Source organism: Pandoraea sp. XY-2 (genome assembly GCF_004193915.1).
Classification (GTDB): Bacteria; Pseudomonadota; Gammaproteobacteria; order Burkholderiales; family Burkholderiaceae; genus Pandoraea; species Pandoraea cepalis.
Map to the genome: position 1 here is coordinate 4,980,606 of NZ_CP030849.1, position 19,301 is coordinate 4,999,906.

At 63.3% G+C, this 19,301-nt stretch carries 14 protein-coding genes and 2 pseudogenes; 3 read left to right on the top strand and 13 right to left on the bottom strand.

The window, feature by feature from the left end:
- Window positions 1-336: 336 nt before the first annotated feature.
- The 11 genes and pseudogenes from DRB87_RS22625 to DRB87_RS22675 all read right to left on the bottom strand — a co-directional run bounded on the left by DRB87_RS22625 (window position 337) and on the right by DRB87_RS22675 (window position 12,437).
- Complete coding sequence (locus tag DRB87_RS22625; protein WP_017233829.1) at window positions 337-1,083, bottom strand: ABC transporter ATP-binding protein; 747 nt, start codon at window positions 1,081-1,083, stop codon at window positions 337-339.
- Window positions 1,083-2,878: pseudogene (locus DRB87_RS22630) on the bottom strand (ATP-binding cassette domain-containing protein). Before DRB87_RS22630 ends, DRB87_RS22625 begins: the two are co-directional and overlap by 1 nt.
- 18 nt (window positions 2,879-2,896) lie before the next feature.
- A complete protein-coding gene (locus tag DRB87_RS22635; RefSeq protein WP_130027594.1) occupies window positions 2,897-3,952 on the bottom strand; it encodes a branched-chain amino acid ABC transporter permease in 1,056 nt (351 codons plus the stop codon).
- Between the two features lie 294 nt (window positions 3,953-4,246).
- Complete coding sequence (gene hpaR / locus DRB87_RS22640; RefSeq protein ID WP_130027595.1) at window positions 4,247-4,747, bottom strand: homoprotocatechuate degradation operon regulator HpaR; 501 nt, start codon at window positions 4,745-4,747, stop codon at window positions 4,247-4,249.
- Window positions 4,748-5,004: 257 nt separating this feature from the next.
- Window positions 5,005-6,150 (bottom strand): ABC transporter substrate-binding protein, encoded by a 1,146-nt coding sequence (locus DRB87_RS22645; RefSeq protein ID WP_017233833.1) that lies wholly within the window; start codon window positions 6,148-6,150, stop codon window positions 5,005-5,007.
- A 270-nt stretch (window positions 6,151-6,420) separates the two neighbouring features.
- Window positions 6,421-7,203: a TSUP family transporter gene (locus tag DRB87_RS22650; RefSeq protein ID WP_130027596.1), complete on the bottom strand. Its 783-nt coding sequence runs from the start codon at window positions 7,201-7,203 to the stop codon at window positions 6,421-6,423.
- 429 nt (window positions 7,204-7,632) lie between these two features.
- A complete protein-coding gene (locus tag DRB87_RS22655) occupies window positions 7,633-8,640 on the bottom strand; it encodes a branched-chain amino acid ABC transporter permease (protein WP_130027597.1) in 1,008 nt (335 codons plus the stop codon).
- A gap of 11 nt (window positions 8,641-8,651) precedes the next feature.
- Window positions 8,652-9,535 (bottom strand): annotated as a pseudogene (locus DRB87_RS22660) (branched-chain amino acid ABC transporter permease).
- 76 nt (window positions 9,536-9,611) lie between these two features.
- Window positions 9,612-10,811 (bottom strand): ABC transporter substrate-binding protein, encoded by a 1,200-nt coding sequence (locus DRB87_RS22665; protein WP_130028023.1) that lies wholly within the window; start codon window positions 10,809-10,811, stop codon window positions 9,612-9,614.
- 76 nt (window positions 10,812-10,887) lie between these two features.
- The gene (locus tag DRB87_RS22670) at window positions 10,888-11,649 is read right to left on the bottom strand and encodes an ABC transporter ATP-binding protein (RefSeq protein ID WP_130028024.1); all 762 of its coding nucleotides are present in this window, start codon (window positions 11,647-11,649) and stop codon (window positions 10,888-10,890) included.
- A gap of 8 nt (window positions 11,650-11,657) precedes the next feature.
- On the bottom strand, window positions 11,658-12,437 hold the full coding sequence (locus tag DRB87_RS22675; protein WP_017233839.1) for an ABC transporter ATP-binding protein: 780 nt from the start codon (window positions 12,435-12,437) through the stop codon (window positions 11,658-11,660).
- A 522-nt stretch (window positions 12,438-12,959) separates the two neighbouring features.
- On the opposite strand from DRB87_RS22675, the gene DRB87_RS23160 reads away from it, so the two are divergent.
- Window positions 12,960-13,133 (top strand): hypothetical protein, encoded by a 174-nt coding sequence (locus DRB87_RS23160; protein ID WP_165385394.1) that lies wholly within the window; start codon window positions 12,960-12,962, stop codon window positions 13,131-13,133.
- Window positions 13,134-13,262: 129 nt separating this feature from the next.
- On the opposite strand, the gene DRB87_RS22680 is transcribed toward DRB87_RS23160, so the two are convergent.
- Together DRB87_RS22680 and DRB87_RS22685 are read right to left on the bottom strand one after the other, a co-directional pair.
- Window positions 13,263-14,897, bottom strand: coding sequence for a GMC family oxidoreductase (locus DRB87_RS22680; RefSeq protein WP_130027598.1), 1,635 nt, complete (start codon window positions 14,895-14,897; stop codon window positions 13,263-13,265).
- A 167-nt stretch (window positions 14,898-15,064) separates the two neighbouring features.
- Window positions 15,065-16,573 (bottom strand): CoA-acylating methylmalonate-semialdehyde dehydrogenase, encoded by a 1,509-nt coding sequence (locus tag DRB87_RS22685; protein ID WP_130027599.1) that lies wholly within the window; start codon window positions 16,571-16,573, stop codon window positions 15,065-15,067.
- A 217-nt stretch (window positions 16,574-16,790) separates the two neighbouring features.
- Between DRB87_RS22685 and DRB87_RS22690 the strand changes: the two genes are divergently transcribed.
- Window positions 16,791-17,666 carry a LysR family transcriptional regulator gene (locus DRB87_RS22690; protein WP_130027600.1) on the top strand — a complete coding sequence of 292 codons (876 nt, stop codon included), beginning with the start codon at window positions 16,791-16,793 and terminating at the stop codon, window positions 17,664-17,666.
- Between the two features lie 219 nt (window positions 17,667-17,885).
- Window positions 17,886-19,274 (top strand): class II fumarate hydratase, encoded by a 1,389-nt coding sequence (gene fumC / locus DRB87_RS22695; protein WP_206100046.1) that lies wholly within the window; start codon window positions 17,886-17,888, stop codon window positions 19,272-19,274.
- The last annotated feature ends 27 nt before the right edge of the window (window positions 19,275-19,301 follow it).

A 19,301-nucleotide genomic window follows, 5' to 3' on the forward strand; every position in this document is an offset into this window, starting at 1 on the left:
TTGAAACCCGCATATCCACAGGTGTCCGCTTACCCCGCAAATCGCTTTCGGGAATTTGCTTTTCTGTGGATAACCTCAAATGTCATTTCCTTGAGATTCTCGAAAATATCGCCAAACCCCTTATTGCGGCAGTGCGCCATGGATTTTGCAGCGCTGCAAATATCCACAAGCAACTGTGAATAAGTGAGCCCACCGGTGCAGCGGAAAGCGCCCCTCACTTCGTCAAAAAATAGGGGCAGATAACAGTCGCCGACAGGTGCCGGTCAACCTTCGGAAATGAAAAAGCCCGCCAAACTGGCGGGCTCTCCGAGGTACCAACGCGACAAGCGACGCCCTTCATGCAGCCTTCTTCGCCAGCCCCAGATACGTTTCAATGACTTTAGGGTTGTTGGCCAGTTCTTGCGCCGGGCCTTCCAACGCGAGTTCGCCCGTCTCGATGACGTAGCCGTAATCGGCCACCTGTAACGCCGCGCGGGCGTTCTGTTCGATCAGCAGCGTGGCCACACCGGTATTACGCAAGTCGCTGATGATGTGGAAGATTTCCTTGACGATCAGTGGTGCCAGCCCGAGGCTGGGCTCGTCAAGCATCAGCAGCTGCGGCTTGGCCATCAATGCACGGCCCACCGCGAGCATTTGGCGCTCACCGCCCGACAAGGTCCCCGCTTGTTGCTTCTGGCGCTCTTTGAGACGCGGGAACAGGGCGTAGACGACTTCCATCTGGTCCAGGAAGTTCTTCTCCCCCGCCCGCTTGCGACGGTACGCCCCCAGCAACAGGTTGTCCTCGACGGTCATCGTCGAGAACAACTCGCGCTTTTCCGGCACCAGGCACATGCCGCGGGCCACGCGGGCTTCGATGCCCAGCGCCGACATCTCGTGACCGAGATACGCAACGCTCCCACGGCTGGAGCCGTTGTGCGGCAATGCTCCCATGATGGCGTTGAGCATGGACGACTTGCCCGCTCCGTTCGGACCGATCACGGTGACGATCTGGCCCGCCCCCACCCGCAGATGCGCACCGTGCACCGCTTCGACTTTGCCGTACGCCACGGCGAGGTCCTTGACCTCCAGAATCGCGTCTGCCATCACTCCACTCCTCCCAGGTACGCTTCGAGCACTGCCGGGTTCTTCTGCACGTCTTCGGGCAGGCCCTCGGCGATCTTGGTGCCGAACTCCATCACGACGAGGTGATCGGTCAGGTTCATCACGAAGTCCATGTCGTGCTCGACCAGCAGCACGCTCATCCCTTCGTCCTTGAGCTTCTTGAGCAAATCGGCCAGGGCCTGCTTCTCTTTGTAGCGCAGGCCGGCTGCCGGCTCGTCGAGCAGCAGCAATGTCGGATCGCACGCCAATGCGCGTGCAATTTCCAGAATACGCTGCTGGCCCAACGCGAGACTGCCCGCCTCGTCATACATGTGCGCGCCGAGACCCACACGCTCGATCTGTCGCTTGGCTTCGTACAGCAGCATGGCTTCTTCCTGACGATCAAGACGCAGCACGCTGGACCACACGCCCCCCTGGGGACGTCGGCGCAGCCCGTTCTTGTCTCGCAGATAGGCGCCAATCGCAACGTTCTCGAGCACGCTCATCTGCGGCATCAAGCGTACGTGCTGGAATGTACGGCCAATACCGCGCTTGACGATCTCGCGCGACGGCAGCCGATCGATTCGCTCGCCGAGGAAGGAGATCTCTCCGCGAGTGGCCTGCAGCACGCCGGTTACCAGGTTGAACGTGGTCGACTTGCCAGCGCCGTTCGGCCCGATCAGGCCCACGATCTCGCCCGCTTTGACCTGGAACGAGACGTCGTTGACCGCCACGAGACCGCCGAACTCTTTGCGCGCCTTGTCCAGCGTCAGCACCACTTCGCCAACCGCCGGCTTGGCACGATGACCCAGCGGATCCGCTTGCTCCGGCGCCTTCGCGACACGACGCGCCGGGAAGATCTTGCCGAAGAAGGGCCACACGCCGTCGCGCGCATATTGCAGCAGCAGCACCAGCAACACGCCAAAGACGATGGTCTCGAAGTTGCCGTTCGCACCCAATAGCATCGGCAGGATGTTCTGGAGGTAGTCCTTGAGCACGGTCAGGATCGCGGCGCCGAGCACCGCGCCCCACACATGCGAGACGCCCCCCACCACGGCCATGAACAGGTATTCGATGCCGTGGTTCAGGTTGAACGGCGTCGGATTCACGGCGCGTTGCAAATGCGCGTACAACCAGCCCGAAATGGCGGCGAGCACGGCGGCGTACACGAACACGACCACTTTCATCCACGCAGTGTTCACGCCCATCGCCTCGGCCATCACGCCCCCCCCTTGAGCGCACGAATGGCGCGGCCAGGACGCGAATCAAGCAGGTTCTTGACCGATACAACCGCCAGCACCACGACGATCCAGATCAGGTAGTACATCTGACGCCCGCTCGCCAATTCCTTGCCGAAGAGGCTGATCGTCGGGATATCGTTCAGACCGTCGTACTTGCCCAGGAACTCGAGGTTGCCGAACAGGTAGTACAGCGCCAGGCCCCATGCAATCGTGCCCAGCGGCAGGAAGTGGCCCGACAGGCGCATGGTGATCGCGCCAATGACAAGCGCTGCCGCCGCGGTGATGATCACCCCGACGATCAGGCCGAGCCACGGCGACGCGCCATAGGCCGTCGTCAGATAGGCCGTCGCGTAGGCGCCCAGACCGACGAATGCCGCCTGTCCGAACGACGTCATGCCCGCCACGCCCGTCAACAGCACAAGACCAATGGCCACAATGCTGTATAGACCGATGTAGTTGAGCAGCGTTACCCAGTACTCAGGCAAACGCACGGGTGCAGGCAGCACCGGCAACACGGCCAGCACCACCAGGAAAATCAGGAAGTATTTGTTTTTCATTCTGTGGTCCGCCCCGGCTTATTCCTCGTCTTCTTCCACATGCTTGCTTGTGAGCGACAGCCACAGCAGCACGGGAAGGATCAGCGTGAAGACGATGACCTCTTTGTACGCACTCGCCCAGAACGACGAGTACGACTCCAACAGGCCGACCAGAATGGCGCCCAGCGCCGCAACCGGATAACTCACCAGACCGCCGATGATCGCGCCCACGAAGCCCTTGAGGCCGATCAGGAAGCCCGACTCGTAATAGATCGTCGTGATCGGTGCGATCAAGATGCCGCACAGCACGCCCAGCACGGCGGCCAGCGTGAACGCCAGACGCCCCGCCTGCACCGTGCCGATGCCCACGAGCCGCGCACCCAGCCGGTTCACGGCCGTCGCACGCAATGCCTTGCCCGAGAGCGAACGATCAAAGTAGAAGTACAACGCCAGGATCATCACGACCGAGACACCCAACACCCACAGGCTCTGGCCAGACACCATCACGGAGCCGATATTGAAGTTGGCGTCGGAGAACGCCTGCGTGCGCGAGCCTTCCGCCCCGAACATCACGAGCCCCAGCCCCGTCAGCGCGAAGTGCACGCCCACCGAGACGATCAGCAGCAACAGCGTGCTCGCCTCCGCCAGCGGCTGGTACGCGAGACGATAGAGCATCGGCCCCATCGGCACGACGAGCAACATCGTGAGCGCGATTTGGACGAGCATCGGCAGATTCATCGGTGCCAACGCCCTGACGACGAAGAACGCGGCAATCGGAAACACCAGGTACTTGCCCGCAAGCGTCGGCACCAAGCGCCCCACCAGCTTGCGACGCTCGCTGTGACGCAAGACGCCCGCCGTCTCCACGACGAACGTACATACGCCCATCGCCACAAGCATCCAGCTCGTCAGCGGAAACTTCTGGGTTTGCAGTGCCGCCAGCGTAAGCGCGCCATACGACACGAACTCGCCCTGCGGAATGAAGATGACGCGTGTGACGGAGAACACCAGCACCAGTGCCAATGCCAGCAAGGCATAAATCGCACCCGTGGTGATGCCGTCCTGCGCCAGGATGGCTGCAATCGAAAGATCCATGCTCCTCTCACTTCGTTTGAGTACTTCTTGAGCCGACTGGCGAGACAGCCGGTGTGATGCACGGCGCAGCGCGCTGCCGCCCCGTTCCCCTTCATATCCCTACGCCCCACGGTCCCCGTGTGACAGCGCACAGAATTATGTATTGTATAAATCATTATGCATTGGTAAAACTCGGGCGACTACTGAGTCATCGACGTCTTGTCTCGAGTGACGTCGCTGCCTGCCATGCCGTCCACGCCACCGGCGCCGGGCGTGCACCGGTCATCCGCGCAATGCCAGGTTTCCCGCAAACGCTCATTCCGCCACCTTTCGGCGGCGACGCGGCTTGGCCGGCAGCGATGGCGCAGCGGCCAGCACCTCCGGCGGCAGGGCCTCGCGTACGACGTCGAGCAGCCGGTAGATCTCGGCGAGTGTGTCTCGCCCGACCTTGTCTTCCAGATAGCGATAGCGCGCCTCGACCAGCGGACCGAGCTTTTTGCAGAGTGCGCGGCTCGATGGCGTGAGCGACACCATCACGCGACGCTGATCGACAGCCATCCGACGGCGAATGATGAGGCCCGACGCCTCCATGCGCTCCAGCATGCCGGACAGGCTCGGGCTGAGGATGCAGCACTCCCGCGCGACCTGCCCGATTTCCATTTCCCCGGATTCGCTATCGTTGACGGCCCTTATGACACGCCATTGTTGTTCCGTGATGTCGTAACGATTGAGCAAGGGGCGGAACAGCCCCATTGCCGCTTCCCGCGTCTGTAACAACACCAACGATAGGTTGCGGTGTTCGAATTCACCCGTCATGGATTTACGCTCGAAAGGATCGGCCGGCCAGCCCCCCGGCGGCGGCGATCAGGTTGGGACAATGCGGCCTCTCAGGTGCCGCTCGCAAACGCATGTCCTGCCGTCTCTTTGCGAAGCGCGAAACTACCACGCTCAAAAAAAACGGGCGCGAACGCCCGTTCTTCCGGCCCGGTCAGTCCAACCGGGCACAGATACCGCAGATCCATCGGTGGTGACAGCGGGGCATGCCTGTGAGCTATAGGCAGCCCCGGCGTCCATCAGTTCGCCAATTTCCACTTGCCGTTGACGATTTCCACCATCACGCGCGAGCGCTGGTCCAGGCCGTTGTGATCCTTCGCGCTCATGTTGAAGATGCCCGCGGTGCCCGGCATGTCCTTGACGTTCTCCAGGGCCTCGCGCAATGCCGCGCGGAACTCGGCCGTGCCCGGCTTGGCCTTCTTCAGCGCAACGGGAATGGCCCTCTGCAGCAACAGACCGGCGTCCCAGGCGTGACCGCCGAAGGTCGAGATGGAGCCCGCGCCGTATGCCTTTTCATACACGACCTTGTAGGCAGCGGCCGACTTCTTCACCGGATTGTCGGCAGGCAGTTGGTCGACGACGAGCAGCGGGCCCGCCGGCAGGTACGTGCCGTCGCAATCCTTGCCGCAAACGCGCAGGAAGTCGTTGTTGGCTACGCCGTGGGTCTGGTACAGCTTGCCCTTGTAGCCACGCTCCTTGAGCGTGCGCTGCGGCAGCGCTGCCGGCGTGCCTGAACCCGCGATCAGCACGGCATCCGGATTCGCCGCCATGATCTTGAGGACCTGGCCCGTGACCGACGTGTCGGCACGATTGAAGCGCTCATTGGCCACGACCTTGATCTTGTTCAGATCGGCAGCCTTCTGGAACTCCTTGTGCCAGCCTTCGCCGTAGGCGTCGGAGAAGCCGATGAACGCGACCGTCTTCACGCCGTTGTCGGCCATGTGCTTGGCAATGGCGGTGGCCATCAGAATGTCGTTCTGCGGGGTCTTGAACGACCAGGCGCGCTTGGCGTCCACCGGTTCGACAATGGCAGCGCCCGCGGCCATCGAGATCATCGGGGTCTGCGTCTCTGCCGCCACGTCGACCATCGCCAGGGAGTTCGGCGTGACCGTCGAGCCGAGCACGGCGTCAACGTGATCTTCGCTGATCAGCTTGCGCATGTTCTTGACGGCCGTCGTGGTGTCGGTCGCGTCGTCGAGCAGGATGTACTGCACCGACTGGCCGCCGATCGTCTTGGGCAGCAGCGAAATGGTGTTCTTCTCGGGAATGCCCAGCGAAGCCGCCGGACCGGTCGCCGACAGCGACACGCCAATCTTCACCTGGGCGCTCGCAACGCCCGTAGCCAGCATCATCGCCGACGCCACGCACAGCAACTTCAGTTTCATTTGGGTCTCCTCGCAAAAATTTTGAATTCGTTGTTCTGACCATTGTTGAACCCGCCGGCCCGATATTAACCGACCGCGCAGTCGGCAAATTGTCGCTCATCTTACGGGCACCGGCGCCTTCTCGTAAAGTGCGGTTTCCCCACCTGTGGCTTCAACCGCAACGGCTCACGTCCGAACGGCGCCCGGCGCCGCCTCCACGACCCTTCACGACCCTCCCCCCATCACCCCCAATGCCGCGCTTACGCACGCGCGATGCTGCCCGGTCTCCCGTCAGCCGCGAAGCAATGCGTCATAGCCGGTCTTCACGATCAGCACGGCGAGCACACACAGGAACATGCGTCGCACGAAACCCACGCCACGTTTGAGCGCGAGCCGGCTGCCCACCTGACTGCCCAGCACGTTCATGACCGCCATGCCGAGGCCAACCTGCCACGCAACGTGCCCGCCCATGCCAAACAGCCACAGCGCGGCCAGGTTGGTCGCCACGTTCACGATCTTCGCCGACGCCGAGGCGTTGACGAAGTCCTGCCCAAACAGGCGGACAAACAGGAAGACGAGGAAGCTGCCCGTACCGGGGCCGAAGAAACCGTCGTAGAAGCCGATGGCGCCGCCCACGGCGATCGCCATGAGGGTCACCCCCACCCCACCTGTCACGGGGGCGTGAACCGTCCCGAAATCCTTCTTGCGCAGGGTGTAGATCGCCACGCCGGTCAGCACGAACGGCAGCAGCTTGCGAAGCACGTCGGCCGGCACATGGGAGACGGCGTATGCACCACAAAACGAAAGCAGGAAGGCGGCGACGGTGGCCGGCAACAGAATGGCCCAGCGCAGTTGAATGCCGCGCGCGTAGCGCAGCGCAGCCGATGCCGTGCCCCAGATTCCGGCCAGCTTGTTGGTACCGAACAGCAACGGCGGCGCCGCGTTCGGGAAGACGGCGAAAAGCGTCGGTACGGAGACCAGCCCGCCACCGCCGACCACCGCATCGACCAGACCGGCCACGAACGCCCCGACTGCGAGCATCAGCCAATCGGTCAGCGCCCAACTCGTCAACATCCGTCACCCCAATCGGCAAACAGGCGTTTTTCGGGACGTGCTCCGCCCGCCGCAATGACACGCCGGACATGGGCGCGCAAAAGTGCTGGTGTGGGAACGTGAGGGGGGCGGGGCATGCGACCAGGACTGTCGAGGGACGAGAATCGGGCTTCTGCGGATGACGACCTCGCACTGCGGCGAAGCCCAATATAAAAAGCGCTGTTGGAGTTTTCTCCAACAGCGCTTCCCTTTTTGGCGGTGCGCGTTATCGCGCTTATTGTCTCCTCGATCCTCGCCCCTATATCCTGCCGTGACGCGAATTGAAGGAGAGAATAAAGGAGCACCCGATGCACCACAAGTCAGCATTTACCCCTACGGATTAGGTTTTTTCCGACACGCGTGCGCCAGGGTGAAGAGCGGGCGCCCCAAGCCGGTGCGCCCGCGCCTCCGTCAAGAAGGTTGCGCCGTGGTGCGCGCAGGACGGAACAACCGGCTCCGCGCCACCAGCTCGCCCACCAGTCCGCGGCGGAAGGCCAGTACGCAGATGATGAAGATCGCCCCGATGACGATCGTCACCGACTCGCCGAGCGTCTGGAACCAGGTGATGCCCGTGGCCGTCGCGAGCCAGTCGCCGATGTCGCCGAGCTTGTTCTCCAGCACAACGATGACCACCGCCCCCACCACTGGACCAAACATCGTGCCCAGCCCACCCACCAGCGTCATCAGGATCACCATGCCCGACATCGTCCAATGCACGTCCGTCAGCGTCGCGAAGCCCAGCACCAGCGTCTTGGTCGAACCAGCCAGCGCGGCGAGCGTGGCCGACAGCACGAATGCGAGCAGCTTGAAGCGATCGACGTCGTAGCCGAGCGAGATGGCGCGCGGCTCGTTCTCCTTGATCGCCTTGAGCACCTGACCGAAGGGCGAATGCACGACACGCATGATGAGCAGGAAGCCCAACGCGCAAATGGCCAGCACCACGTAGTAAAGCGTGAGGTCGGAATCGAGCGACAGCAGGCCGAAGAGGCTGCCGCGCGGCACGCCTTGCAGACCGTCCTCGCCACCGGTGAACGGCGCTTGCAGGCAGAGGAAGTACAGCATTTGCGCCAACGCCAGCGTAATCATCGCGAAGTAGATGCCCTGCCGCCGGATCGCCAGCACCCCCATGACGAGGCCGAGCAACGCCCCGGCCGCCACGCCCGCAATGATGCCGACTTCCGGCGTGAACCCCAGATTGCGCACCACATAACCGGTGACGTAGCCTGCGCTGCCAAAGAACGCGGCATGGCCGAACGACAGCAGACCCGTAAAGCCGAGCAGCAGGTTGAACGCACAAGCGAACAGCGTGAAGCACAGCACCTTCATGATGAATACCGGATACGCCCCGGCGAACGGCGCGACGATCAGCGCCAGTAGCAAGAGGGAATAAAGCACCCGTTGTTGCGTCTCTTGTTGCATGGTTCCGCCCCTTACTTTTGTTTGCCGAACAACCCTGCCGGGCGCAGCAGCAACACGATCACCATGATGACGAACACCACGGTCGCAGACCCTTGCGGGTAGAACACCTTGGTAAAGCCTTCGATGATCCCGAGCATCAGACCGGTCAGGATAGAGCCCATGATGGAGCCCATACCACCGATCACGACCACCGCGAACACGGTGATGATCATCGACTGCCCCATGAGCGGCGAGATCTGGATAACGGGCGCGGCGAGCACGCCCGCAAACGCGGCGAGCGCCACCCCGAAGCCATAGGTCAGCGTAATCATGAGCGGCACGTTCACGCCAAACGCTTCCACCAGCTTCGGGTTTTCGGTGCCCGCGCGCAGATACGCACCGATCTTGGTCTTCTCGATCACGAACCACGTTGCGAAGCACACCACGAGCGAAGCCACCACCACCCACGCGCGATAGTTCGGCATGAACATGAAGCCGAGATTGGTCGCGCCGGAGAGCATGTCGGGGGCGTCGAAGGGCTGCCCCGACACGCCGTAGATCGAACGGAAGACGCCCTCGAGCACGAGCGTGATGCCGAACGTCAGCAACAGGCCGTACAGGTGATCGAGCTTGTAGATCCAGCGCAGCATGGTGCGCTCGATGACGATACCGATGATGCCCACCACGACGGGGCGAGAATCAACATGACCCAGTAATTGAGGCCGAGATAGTTGCCGCCCATCCAGGCGAGCATGGCCCCCAGCATGAACAACGCGCCGTGCGCGAAGTTGATCACGTTGAGCAGGCCGAAAATCACCGCCAGGCCGAGGCTCAGCATGGCGTAGAACGAGCCGTTCACCAGTCCCAGCAGCAGTTGGCTCAACAGCGCCGGCAGGGGGATGCCTAGTAATTCCATCGAAATCGATTCTCTGCGAGAAAGGTCGCGACGGGACACGCGTCCCGCCGCTTTCGGAGCATCGTGCTAACGGCGCTTACTTCTTCCAGATCGGACAGGTCGACTCTTGCGGCGTGGTGAACGCCTTGTCACCCGGAATCGTGGCGACGATCTTGTAGTAGTCCCACGGCGCCTTCGATTCCTGCTTGGTCTTGACCTGCATCAGGTACATGTCGTGAATCATGGAGCCGTCCTTGCGGATGTAGCCCTTGCTGAACATGTCGTCGATCTTGATCTTGTGCAGTTCGTCCATCACCTTGTCGGCGTCGGTCGAGCCCGCGGCCTGAACCGCCTTCAGATACGTCATCGTGGCCGAATAATCGCCGGCCTGCAGGCTCGACGGCATCTTCTTCATCTTGTCGAAGTAACGCTTGGAGAAGGCACGCGTCTTGTCGTTCTTGTCCCAGTACCAGCTATCGGTCAAGTACATGCCGCCGGTGTTATCCAGCCCCAGCGAGTGAATGTCGTTGATGAACACGAGCAGACCGGCGATCTGCATCTTGCCCTTGATGCCGAACTCCTTCGCGGCCTTGATGGCGTTGACCGTGTCGCCGCCAGCATTGGCCAGGCCCAGCACCTGGGCGCCCGACGCCTGCGCCTGGAGCAGATACGACGAGAAGTCCGAGGCCGAGAGCGGATGTCGCACCTCGCCCTTCACCGTACCGCCGTTGGCCTTGACCACATCGGCCGTGGCCTTCTCCAGCGCGTGACCGAACGCATAGTCGGCCGTCAGGAAGAACCACGACTTGCCGCCGGCCTTCACGACGGCCGAGCCGGTGCCACGCGCCAGTGCGACGGTGTCATAGGCATAGTGCACGCCGTACGGCTGGCACTGGTCGTTGGTCAGGGCATCCGAGCCGGCACCCACGTTGATGTAGACACGTTTCTTCTCCGCCGAGACCTTGTTCATCGCCAGGCCGGTCGCCGAGTTCGTGCCGCCGATCAGCATGTCCACGCCATCACGGTCAAACCATTCGCGCGCCTTGGACGCCGCGACGTCCGCCTTGTTCTGGTGATCGGCGGTGACCAGCTCGATCGGCTTGCCGAGGACCTTGCCGCCGAAGTCGGCGATGGCCATCTTGATGGCTTCCGCCCCGCCCGGCCCGTCGATGTCGGTATACAGGCCCGACATATCGGTAATGAAACCGATCTTCACTGCATTGCCGTCGGCATGGGCCTGTGAGGCCATCGCCGCAAAACCGAACGCAGCCGCAACGGCCAACGCCTTCATCCGCATCGTCATCTTTGTCTCCTTCGTGGATTGGATTGCCTGGTTTCATCGCCCGGCAAGTCTGCGCGCCGGGCAACTCACCTCATACCCCTAACAACTCGTGCAGCACCGGCATCTTCGCCTCCAGCTCCGGAGCGCCGAAGCGCTCCACGATCTTGCCGTGCTCCATCACATAGAAGCGATCGGCCAGCGGAGCCGCAAAACGGAAATTCTGTTCCACCATCACGATGGTGTAGCCCCGCGCCTTGAGCGTGGTGATCATGCGTGCCAACGTCTGCACGATCACGGGCGCGAGCCCTTCGGAGATCTCGTCGAGCAGCAGCAGATTCGCGCCGGTGCGCAGAATGCGCGCCACCGCCAGCATCTGCTGTTCGCCGCCCGACAGGCGCGTGCCGGGACTGTGGCGACGCTCCTTCAGGTTGGGGAACATGTCATAGATTTCGTCGAGCGACATGCCGCGCCCGCCGTCGTCGCGACGATTGCCTCGCACACCGATATAAGGTGGCAGCAACAGGTTTTCCTCGCACGACAGGCTCGCGAAAATGCCCCGCTCCTCGGGGCAGTAGCCCACGCCATGGTGCGCAACCTTGTAGGTCGGCAGATGAATGGTCTCCTCGCCGCCGATCCGGATCGAGCCCTGACGCTGGCCAGTCAGGCCCATGATGGCGCGCAGCGTGGTGGTGCGCCCGGCGCCGTTGCGTCCGAGCAGCGTCACGACCTCGCCGCGGCCGACCGCCAGATCCACCCCGTGCAGAATGTGCGATTCGCCGTACCAGGCCTGCAGTCCTTCGACTTCGAGTGCGGGCACATTCGCGCCACCATTACCGCCGCCGTTACCGTACATAGACGTCCTCACCCGTGCGCTCCCTGCAATTCGCCGTCCGCGGTGCCCATGTAGGCTTCCATCACCTGCGGATTCTTCGAGACTTCGTGATACGGCCCTTCGGCGAGCACCTCGCCGCGCTGAAGCACGGTGATGGTGTCGGAAATGCCGGCGATCACGTTCATGTTGTGCTCGACCATCAGGATCGTGCGACCGGCCGACACTTTTTTGATGAGCGCGGTGACACGATCCACGTCTTCGTGGCCCATGCCTTGCGTCGGCTCGTCGAGCAGCATTAGTTCGGGTTCCATGGCAAGCGTCGTGGCGATCTCGAGAGCGCGCTTGCGCCCGTAGGGCAGCTCCACGGTCAGCGTATCGGCGAATTCGGTCAGGCTGACTTCCGCGAGCAATTCCATGGCACGGGCATCGAGCTGATGCAGCGAACGGCTGCTGCGCCAGAAGTGGAACGCGGTGCCGAGGTTGCGTTGCAAGCCGATGCGCACGTTCTCGAGCACGGTGAGGTGCGGGAAGACGGCGGAGATCTGGAACGACCGGATGATGCCGCGTCGCGCGATTTGCGCGGGCGCTTCGCGTGTGATGTCTTCACCGTTGAACGTGATGGTGCCGGCGCTGGGCACGAGGAACTTGGTGAGCAGGTTGAAGCAGGTCGTCTTGCCGGCGCCGTTAGGCCCGATGAGTGCGTGAATGGTACCGCGCGCGACGCGCAGGTCGACCCCGTTCACGGCGGTGAAGCCACGAAACTCTTTCGTGAGTCCGCGGGTCTCGAGAATGTAATCGTTGTTCGCCATGTCTCCTGCCACATTCCTGGTTGGCGGTGCGAGGCAAATGACCGCCTCGGCACCATCGTCTGTGACAACCGCGAGGCAGGCGGACATCGCTGTGGGTGGCGTCGTCGGCGAGGTGCCCCGCGTCCCGAAGGTGTGTCGCCGAATTCTTGGTCCGGTCGCACACTGGGAACCGATATTGTGTGTGGTTTGCTGCAACGCGATCATTGGGATTTGCACTAGGCTTCGCGTCTACCGAAACGCGCATGCACACACGCTTTGGAGACCCTTCGATCGCGGCGCGAACACGTCCCCAACCCCTTATGGCATAAGGCTTTTGCCGCGCCCGCAAATAAGCGTCCGGCCCCGTTTGACGATGCCCCGCCGCGAGTCGCGCAACCGACATTAGGTATTACTACGTAAGTTTTATAGTAAATATCCGGAAATCCGGAAAGTGCGTCGGGCGCCGTCATCATCGGATTTTCACCAAACTACGCCGCGTCACTTCGTGACAGCATCGAACGCTCGCCCCGGAAGAGATTCGATATGCGCAGCGCGAAAGTCCTTTGGCTCACCAGTTCGCTCACGGCGATCAGCGCGCTGCTGCTCGATGTCACGTTGCCCGTGTTCAGAGCCATGGCACTCGACTTTCAGATCGACGTCCGCGCCATCGCCGCCATCGTCGGCCATGTGGCGCTGCACTCTCAGGACTGCAATTGATCGTCGACCCGACGTCCGTTCGCTTCGGTCGAAAGCGCGTGCTGCTCGGCAGCCTGACGCTCGCTAGCATGGGTGCCGTCGATCAGCCACGGCTCGTGGTGCTCGCCGGCCTGCTGATCACGTGCTCGCTCACCGCCCAGCTTTGCGCGCCGCGCGAATCATGTCGCTCGCGCGCTCGGCAATCATGATCGTCGGCGAGTTCGTGTTGCCCGACGTGATCACCGGCATGACCGACGCATCGACCACGCGCAGGTTCTGCACGCCGCGCACGCGCAACTGCGCATCGACGACCGCCTGGGGATCGTTGGCACGGCCCATGCGGCACGTGCCCACCGGATGGAAGATCGTCGTGCCGATGTCGCCCGCCGCGCGCTTTAACTCCGCGTCGGTCTGGACCGACGGCCCCGGCAAATATTCGCGCGGTTCATAGCGCGCGAACGCCGGTGCGCCCACGATGCGGCGCGTCAATTTGATGGCATCCGCCGCCACGCGCAAGTCCGCTTCCGTCGACAGATAATTCGGCGCGATGCTGGGCGCAACGCGCGCGTCAGGTGAGCTCAAATGGACATGGCCGCGCGACGTCGGCCGCAGATTGCACACCGACGCCGTGAACGCATTGAACTTGTGCAACGGTTCGCCAAAACGCTCCAGTGACAACGGTTGTACGTGATACTCAAGATCGGGGCGCGCCATATCCTCACGACTGCGAGCGAACGCCCCCAACTGCGACGGCGCCATGCTCATCGGTCCGCGCTGCGCAAACGCATATTGCATGCCGATCTTCAGCTTGCCGAACCAACTCTTGGCGGTGAGATTGAGCGTCGGAACCCCGCGCAACTTGTACACCGTGCGCAATTGCAGATGGTCTTGCAGGTTCTCGCCCACACCCGGCAGGTCCGAGACGACGTCGATCCCGAAACCGCGCAGACGCTCGCCATCGCCAATGCCCGAGACCTCCAACAGATGCGGCGAGTTCACCGCCCCTGCCGCAAGAATCACTTCGGCACCCGCCAGCGCCGTGAAGTCCTCATTGCCGCCGCGATACGCCACGCCGGTACAGCGTGTGCCTTCGAACAGCAAGCGACTCACACTCGCGCCCGTGATGATCGTCAGGTTCGGCCGCTGCGACGCCGGACGCAAGAACCCCTTGGCCGCACTCCAGCGCACACCGCGCCGCTGATTCACTTCGAAATAGCCAATGCCGAAGTTGTCGCCCTGATTGAAGTCGTCCGTCTTGGGAATACCCACCTGCTCGGCGGCGTCGGCAAACGAATCGAGCACGCGCCACGACAGGCGCTGCTTCTCGACACGCCACTCGCCACCACTGCCGTGAAACGCCGTGCCGCCCTTGTGGTGATCCTCGCTGCGCTTGAAGAGCGGCAGCACGTTGTCCCAACGCCAGCCGTCGTCGCCGGTGGCGTCGGCCCACACGTCGTAATCCTCACGCTGGCCGCGCATGTAGATCATGCCGTTGATCGACGAGCTTCCGCCCAGCACCCGCCCGCGCGGATACGCGAGCGAACGCCCGTTCAGCCCTGCCTCGGCCTGCGTGCGATACAGCCAGTCGGTGCGCGGATTGCCAATGCAGTAGAGGTAGCCGACGGGGATGTGAATCCAGTGATAATCGTCCTTGCCGCCCGCTTCGAGCAGCAGCACCGTGACGTCGGGGTCCTGCGTGAGGCGATTGGCCAGCACGCACCCGGCCGAGCCGGCCCCCACAATGATGTAATCGAAGCGATCCGGCTTCGCTGCCTGCTTGTTCATTCCCGCCTGTCTCCGTCGATGGCGCAGCACTCGCCATGGTGCGGTGCCAACACTGGTGCGGCACCCGAGTGGGATGGACTGTCGCCACCCGCACCGGGTTCATTTTTGTCATCAGGTCCGACATCCGGCGCGACACCCCGGTGCGCGCCGATCCGCACGGCACTCGATTATTTCGCCACCGGCATCGTGAATTCCGCCCCCTTGGCGATGCTGTCCGGCCAGCGCTGCATCACACTCTTGAAGCGCGTGTAGAAACGAATGCCCTCCTCGCCATACGCGTGATGGTCGCCAAACAGCGAACGCTTCCAGCCGCCGAACGACTGCCACGCCATCGGCACCGGAATCGGCACGTTGATGCCCACCATGCCGACCTTCACCTGACGCGAAAACGCACGCGCCACGCCACCGTCGCTGGTAAAGCACGAGACGCCATTGCCATATTCGTGCCCATTGACAAGGTCGATGGCCGCCGCAAGATCCGGCACACGCACCACCGCCAGCACCGGCCCGAAGATCTCTTCCCGATAGATCGTCATCTCGGGCGTGACATGATCGAACAGCGTCCCGCCGAGGAAAAACCCCTGCGCGTGGCCCGGCACCTGCAAACCGCGGCCGTCAACCAGCAGCTTGGCCCCCGCGCTCACCCCATCGGCAATATAGCCCTCGATCTTCGCCTTGTGCGCGCCGGTGACGACCGGCCCCATTTCCGAGGCTTCGTCCACCCCTGGCCCCACGCGCAACGCCTTCACCCGCGGCACCAACGCATCGACCAGACGATCCGCCACCTGGCCCACGGCCACCGCGACCGAAATCGCCATGCAGCGCTCGCCCGCCGACCCGTAGGCCGCACCGATCAGCGCGTCGACCGCCTGATCGAGATTCGCGTCGGGCATCACCACCAGGTGATTCTTCGCGCCGCCGAGCGCCTGCACTCGCTTGCCGTGACGCGTGCCTTCCGTATAGATGTACTCGGCAATCGGTGTCGAGCCCACGAACGACAGGGCGTCGACATCCGGATGCGCCAGCAGCGCGTCGACCGCCACCTTGTCCCCCTGCACCACGTTGAAAACACCGTCGGGCAGTCCCGCTTCGCGCAGCAACTCGGCGATCAACAGGCTGGCCGACGGATCGCGCTCGGACGGCTTGAGCACGAACGTATTGCCGCACGCCAGCGCCATCGGGAACATCCACATCGGCACCATCACCGGGAAATTGAACGGCGTAATGCCGGCACATACGCCAACGGGCTGACGCAGATGCCAGTTGTCGATACCTCCGCCGATGTTGTCGCTGTGCTTGCCCATGAGCAGGCTCGGCGCGCCGCAGGCGTACTCCACGACTTCGATGCCGCGCGTGACTTCGCCGCACGCATCGGAGAACACCTTGCCGTGTTCCCGCGTGATGATGCGCGCCAGCGCTTCCTGATGCTCGTCGAGCAACGCCTTGAACTTGAAGAGCACGCGGGCACGCTTGAGCGGCGCCATCTCCGCCCACGACGGCAGCGCTGCCTTGGCCGACGCCACTGCAGCATTCACGTCATCAACACCGGCCAATGCCACTCGCGCGCCGACGGCGCCTTGCGCCGGATCGAAGACGTCGCCGAAACGCTCGCCGTCACCCGCAACGCGGCGGCCGCCGATGAAGTGGCCCACTGTCGGAATATCAGCATTTCTCATGTTTATCTCCCCCGAATCCGGCCAAGTCGGTGACACGGCCACTACCCTGTTTCGTCAAACGCTCGCCCACGGCTCACGCCACATTAAGCGCCAAGCGTACTGCGGCGCACCGACGCAATCCAATGAGAAATTATCAAAAGCAATATAAGATTCACTTATGTTGCTCTTCCTTCCCCGATAACGCACACCTCGGGCGCCGCCCGGGCATGACCTCCCCATGGAACTCGCCCATCTTCGCGCTTTCGTCGCCATCGCCCACGAGGGCAACCTCACCCGCGCCGCGCAACGCCTGCACCTGACGCAACCGGCGGTCAGCCTGCAGGCGAAAGCGCTCCAGGAGGCGCTGCGGCTCACGCTCTTCACACGCACGGCGCAGGGGTTGGCGCTCACGCGCGACGCGCAGGTCCTGCTGCCACTGGCCGAGCGCATGCTCGCCGCGCTGGCCGATCTGCAGCAGGCGGCCGGCGCGATGCGCGACACGGTGCGCGGACGGCTGCGCATCGGCACGATTCTCGATCCCGAATTCACCCGGCTGGGCGCCTTTCTCAAACGGCTGGTCGAGTCGTATCCGCAGATCGAGACGGCGCTGCATCAGGGGATGTCCGGCTCGGTGCTGCAACAACTGGGGCGCGGCGAACTCGACGTCGGCTTCTATCTCGGCCTGCCTGACCCCGAGCGCTTTCACGCCATCACGCTCACGCCATTCTCCTATCAGGTGCTGGCGCCCGCCGGCTGGCGCGAGCGCGTGGCCCGGCGCGGATGGCGCGAACTCGCCGCGTTGCCGTGGATCTGGACACCCCCCGAATCAGCCCACAACCGCCTGCTCACGGAACGGTTCGGCGCTCTGGGCGTGTCGCCCACGAAGGTGGCGGAAGTGGATCAGGAGCCGTCGATGCTCGATCTGGTGAAGTCCGGCGTTGGCCTTTCGCTCGTGCGCGACTCGATCGCGTTGCGCGAGGCGCACGCTCATGGTCTGGTGATCGCCGACGGCGTAAGCGTGCCGACGGAACTCACGTTCGTCACGCTGGCCTCGCGACGCGAAGAACCCGCCATCGCCGCCGCCTTGCAATTGGTGACGGCGGTCTGGGCCTGAGCGCGCGAGCAACGGCTACGGCACGCCCTCGCCCAACGCCCCGCGCCCTCTACCCACGGTTGGGGCGCATAATTCGGGGCTCGGGCCTTCGGGTTCCAAACCTTCAAAAGCCCCCTGTCCCGCGATTCATGTCCACGTCGTGGCGCATCCCGGAAGACGCTGCCATGCCGGATCCCGGTGAAAGCTCTAGAATTTAACTCTGTCTTCGAGGAGTCGATCATGTCTGTGAGAATGGAACGCGATACCTTCGGCGAAATTGCGGTACCCGCCGACCGTCTCTGGGGTGCGCAAACGCAGCGCTCGCTGCAGAACTTCAAGATTTCCACCGAGAAGATGCCGCGCGAACTCGTGCGCGCGCTCGCTCGCGTGAAACGCGCCGCCGCCGAGGTCAACAAGAGCCTGGGCGTGCTCGACGCGAAAAAGGCCGACGCCATCATCCAGGCCGCCGACGAAGTCATCGCCGCTCAGCACGACGACGAATTCCCGCTGGCCGTGTGGCAAACCGGCTCGGGTACGCAGTCGAACATGAACATGAACGAAGTCCTCGCGAACCGCGCCAGCGAACTGCTCGGCGGCGTGCGCGGCGAAACGCGTCTCGTGCACCCCAACGACGACGTGAACAAAGGCCAGTCGTCGAACGACGTGTTCCCGACGGCCATGAACGTGGCCGCCCTCGACGCCCTCGTCAATCACCTGAAGCCCGGCGTCGGCCAACTGCGCGACACGCTCGCCGCCAAGGCCCGCGCTTATGACGATATCGTCAAGATCGGCCGCACCCACCTCCAGGACGCCACGCCGCTCACGCTCGGCCAGGAAATCTCGGGGTGGGTCGCGCAGATCGACCACGGTCTGAAGCACGTCGACGACGCCCTGCCCCACGTGGCGGAACTGGCACTCGGCGGCACGGCGGTGGGCACGGGCCTGAACGCGCATCCCGAATTCGCGAAGCAAGTGGCCGCCACGCTCGCGCGCGACACCGGCCTGCCGTTCGTCACCGCGCCGAACAAGTTCGAAGCGCTGGCCGCCAACGATGCCATCGTCAACGCGCACGGCACGCTCAAGACGCTCGCCGCCAGCCTGATGAAGATCGCCAACGACGTGCGCTGGCTGGCCAGCGGCCCGCGCTGCGGCATTGGCGAGCTGATGATTCCGGAAAACGAACCGGGCAGCTCGATCATGCCGGGTAAGGTCAATCCGACCCAATGCGAGGCGATGACGATGCTGTGCGCCCAGGTGCTCGGCAACGATGTGGCGATCAACATCGGCGGCTCGATGGGCAACTTCGAGCTGAACGTGTTCAAGCCGATGCTCATCCATAACTTCCTGCAAAGCGTGCGCATGCTGGCCGATGGTGCGGTGAGCTTCGACGACAACTGCGCCATCGGCATCGAACCGAACCGCGCGCGCATCGGCACTTTGCTCGAAGAGTCGCTCATGCTCGTGACCGCGCTCAACCCGCACATCGGTTACGACAAGGCCGCGCAGATCGCCAAGAAGGCGCACAAGGAAGGCACTACGCTCAAGGCGGCCGCCCTCGCGTTGGGCCACGTCACGGCCGAGCAGTTCGACGCCTGGGTTCGCCCCGAGCAGATGGTCGGCAAGCGCTGATTTCGCGCGCCCCCTCGTCCTTCACTT